A 3,507-nucleotide genomic window follows, 5' to 3' on the forward strand; every position below is an offset into this window, starting at 1 on the left:
CGCCCTTCCTTCTTTTCTTACCTTTCACCACAAAAGTTTGTCGATGTATTAAATCAGATGCATATAATTGCATACTATGCGGACAAGGAAGGACGAGTGTTAGATTATAGCCTTTGTTTAGAAGTTTGGGTAGATGTTTTATAAGCACAGCCACTATTCTCCTCTATTTTAAGAGAGAAGATTCTCTTAGATTGATGGATGACAGCGGCAAAACGACACGTCTAAAATGTCTACGTCGAAACCAATTTTCGTTTGATTTTACTAATGTGCCCGCCCTTTTTGTCTTAGGTATGGCTAAAGAAACATGGTCACTTTCCACTTTTTCAATATAGCCTTCATAAGTTTTGTTATCCTGCGTTTTTATTTTTGCATGTTTAGCAATATTTTTTTCAAAAGCATGGCGTACCCTTCTGGTATCTAGTTTTTTTGTATCCATTTCTGCAATTTTCCTCCTTTCAAAAATGTAGTTTTTCTATATCATATGGCTGTACCTTATTTTTGCTATGGACCAGTGCTCAATTTATCTCACCTTAACGCAGGAATACTCCCATATTGAGACTTGGAGAAATCGGGGCAAGGCAGATGGAGGATAAAGAAAACCTCCACTGCGTGAAATTTCACTTTATGTGGACAGGTAAGAAAAAGTGTTAGGGTTTATAGGTTGGATGCTTGCCATCACTAAACGGGTGTATGGATAATCCAAGGAGCAATGTGATATTCAATATTATTGGGTACAATTACTAGGGTAATCAACTAGGACAAGAAGTGATATTTCCTCATATTCTATAGGGAAGTTATCAAAATGAGGAGGAATCAAAGAATGCCTACTTTTCGTCAAACACTGACAGAAAACATAGGGAAATGGACGGTAATCAATACAAAGGCGGGTGCCCTTCATGTGAAACTTGAAAGTGTAAATAACAAGGGTGTTACTGTATTATTACCGAACTATTATACGGTGAATGACCCTTCCGTTCAGCTCATTGAGGAGAATGTAAATGCTGAAGCAGAAGATGTTCATGCGGTACAAAGGTTTTTTAGACGCAGACGACGTTTCTTCTTTCGTCGCTTTTTTTTCCCATTCAGCTTTTTCTTATTTCCGTTCCTATTCATTTGATAGATACGGTTGCTTCTTATTTTCCATGGATGGCTCTACATCCATGTTTTTTTTATTTTACAAACTAGGTACACGCCTTATCCCTATTATGTATGCTGCAACATACAATGGGTAGGAGCGCATTAGCGCAAAAGAAAAAGGAGGTGTTTGGCCATGAAGAAGAATTATAGTCCGAACCGGAGAAAAGAATTGTATACCATCAATCAGCAATTATCAGGAATTAAAAATATGTTACACAAAATAGAGGAGCATGTTACTGAGACGGGGGATAATAGGGAAAAGCTTGAGAATATCCTGGGAGAGTTAGCAGAAATTAAACAGCATGTAGCCAAAAGGAAGAATAGACAGCCTAGGAAGCGGCGCGGTAAGGGTGAAACAGAAGTTCAAACTGCTCCAAAGAGAGAAAAGGTACCTGACAGCGACAGCATGGACTCTTTAAACGACTTATTGCAAAACCCTGCCATCCGCTCATTCCTAAGTGAAAAGGGGAGCAACATAAGCAATAGAAAAAAAACAAGTGAAAAAGATGGCTCTCTAGATGATTTACTTGGCAATGTAGATTTTGCTCAGGTTATAAAGCTTTTGCAAAGCCCGATGGTGCAATCCATGCTGAAAAACGGTTTATAAAAGCAAAAAATCACTTGATGTAGTAACAAAAGTTCAGGTGGCTGGAAGGAGGAGATTCAGAAAAAAGAAGAGGATGGATGCGCCCACCGCCCTTCCTTCTTTTCTTACCTTCCACCACAAGGTGTATATATAAATATGCCTTGATAAAAGGATATTCTTTCATGGACCGGAGTAAGAAAAAAGGAGGGCTGGGGAGTGGAAAAAGGTTGCTGGTTTGCATCCAATCGCTTCTTTCGCCAGCCCTACCGCCTCGAACCATGCTGCAAAGAATATTTATGCCTCTTCTAACAAAGAGTAATGATTATTGGAGGAGGTAATATAATGCAAACAAAGACGTCATTACATTTAAAAGGTATTGATATTTCTCACTGGAATGGTGTTATCGATTTTAATGCTGTAAAAAAAGATGGTATAGATTTTGTTTACATAAAAGCTACTGAGGGCATTGATTTTACAGATCCTATGTTTCAGCATAATGTAAAAGGTGCAAGGGAAGAAGGAATATATATTGGTGCTTATCATTATGCAAATCCTTCTTCTCCTTTTGACACAAGTGAACCTTATAAAGAAGCAGAATTTTTCGTAAACATAATGAAAATCTACATGCCCGATTTTGGAGATATTATGCCTGTATTGGACTTAGAAGAGCCGACTCAACCAGGAATTTTAACACCTGACCAATTAGTAAGCTGGACATGGATATTTCATGATCGTGTAAAAGAATTAACCAATAGACAAGTCATGCTTTATACTGGAACATGGTTTATTCAACAGAACGATGATTTTGGGTACAAGTTAAGCGATTTACCACTATGGATAGCTGAATACGAAAAATATGGAATTACACAACCGTCTGATTGTGGAGGGTGGGATGAGTGGTTGGTGTGGCAATACTCAGAGGATGGAAAGGTTAATGGGATTAGTGGAAAAGTGGATTTGAATGCTGGAGCAACCTCTATCGAGCAATTGAGAGGCTGCATCTAATCCCGTTATTCATTAATCGGTTGCTTCATTCGAATAAATATGGGCAATAAGTGATATATTAAATTACAATAAGAAGATGTGTTTACAACGGTACATCTACAAGGTTATCGATGTGTACGAGTAGATCAGATGATCGGGGCCTAAACAAATTGACGAGTATACAGGTAAATAAAAGAAAGCGCTGGCTTATCAGTATATGGATGAAATGGGAAGGGCTATTTCGCACGTTTTTTCATCTTGAATCACTTGATGAAAATAATCATTTCTTGTGTGTAAGAGTGCGTACCTATCGGGGGAAAACGCTTCGGCTCGCGGATGGACAAGAGATTCGAAAAGGTGATCAAATCGCTGAGCTTCATGTAAATAATGCACTGCTTTTTAAAATGAGAACAGGGACATCATCTTCTATGCAGCTTGCTATTCAAATGATTCGAGCAACCGAGCAGATATTGCCAAAAATTCCAGGCTTTCTTCTTAGTCATCCGAATTATCGAAATGTAACAGGTATATATGGTGTCTCTTTCTTGTATCGCGGAGCAGAACAATTCGGGTTTACTGTGATTGATTTACCAAAAGGAATGTTCTGTTTTTTAACGAAGATCTATTTGAGAACCCTATTTTTTGTTATCCATCCCCAAGGAAAACAGCGGCTACAGACGAAAACACATCTTCTCATCCCCAAAATTATTACAATGTCCACAAAGGAATTGATGCGTAGATATCATGTATCGAATGATTGATGTAATATCAAGGGTGTTGATTATCCAGTATAATCCAGA

Annotated in this window: 5 protein-coding genes; 4 read left to right on the top strand and 1 reads right to left on the bottom strand. The window is 38.2% G+C overall.

The window, feature by feature from the left end; translation table 11 throughout:
• Positions 1–163 precede the first annotated feature (163 nt).
• A complete protein-coding gene (locus HMPREF0083_RS11665) occupies positions 164–436 on the bottom strand; it encodes a hypothetical protein (protein WP_021621568.1) in 273 nt (90 codons plus the stop codon).
• Positions 437–820: 384 nt separating this feature from the next.
• Between HMPREF0083_RS11665 and HMPREF0083_RS11670 the strand changes: the two genes are divergently transcribed.
• From HMPREF0083_RS11670 to HMPREF0083_RS11685, 4 genes are all read left to right on the top strand, one after another.
• Positions 821–1,117 carry a hypothetical protein gene (locus tag HMPREF0083_RS11670; RefSeq protein ID WP_040302468.1) on the top strand — a complete coding sequence of 99 codons (297 nt, stop codon included), beginning with the start codon at positions 821–823 and terminating at the stop codon, positions 1,115–1,117.
• A gap of 189 nt (positions 1,118–1,306) precedes the next feature.
• Positions 1,307–1,744, top strand: coding sequence for a hypothetical protein (locus HMPREF0083_RS11675; RefSeq protein WP_148315957.1), 438 nt, complete (start codon positions 1,307–1,309; stop codon positions 1,742–1,744).
• A 321-nt stretch (positions 1,745–2,065) separates the two neighbouring features.
• Positions 2,066–2,728: a glycoside hydrolase family 25 protein gene (locus tag HMPREF0083_RS11680; RefSeq protein ID WP_051354633.1), complete on the top strand. Its 663-nt coding sequence runs from the start codon at positions 2,066–2,068 to the stop codon at positions 2,726–2,728.
• A gap of 149 nt (positions 2,729–2,877) precedes the next feature.
• Positions 2,878–3,468, top strand: coding sequence for a YkoP family protein (locus HMPREF0083_RS11685; protein ID WP_051354634.1), 591 nt, complete (start codon positions 2,878–2,880; stop codon positions 3,466–3,468).
• Positions 3,469–3,507: the final 39 nt, after the last annotated feature.

It is taken from the genome of Aneurinibacillus aneurinilyticus ATCC 12856 (assembly GCF_000466385.1).
GTDB classification, from domain to species: Bacteria; Bacillota; Bacilli; order Aneurinibacillales; family Aneurinibacillaceae; genus Aneurinibacillus; species Aneurinibacillus aneurinilyticus.

Bases quoted from the DNA above. Each gene is read 5' to 3' on its own strand.
- HMPREF0083_RS11665 (WP_021621568.1), bottom strand. From the start codon at position 436: ATGGATACAAAAAAACTAGATACCAGAAGGGTACGCCATGCTTTTGAA.
- HMPREF0083_RS11670 (WP_040302468.1), top strand. From the start codon at position 821: ATGCCTACTTTTCGTCAAACACTGACAGAAAACATAGGGAAATGGACG.
- HMPREF0083_RS11680 (WP_051354633.1), top strand. From the start codon at position 2,066: ATGCAAACAAAGACGTCATTACATTTAAAAGGTATTGATATTTCTCAC.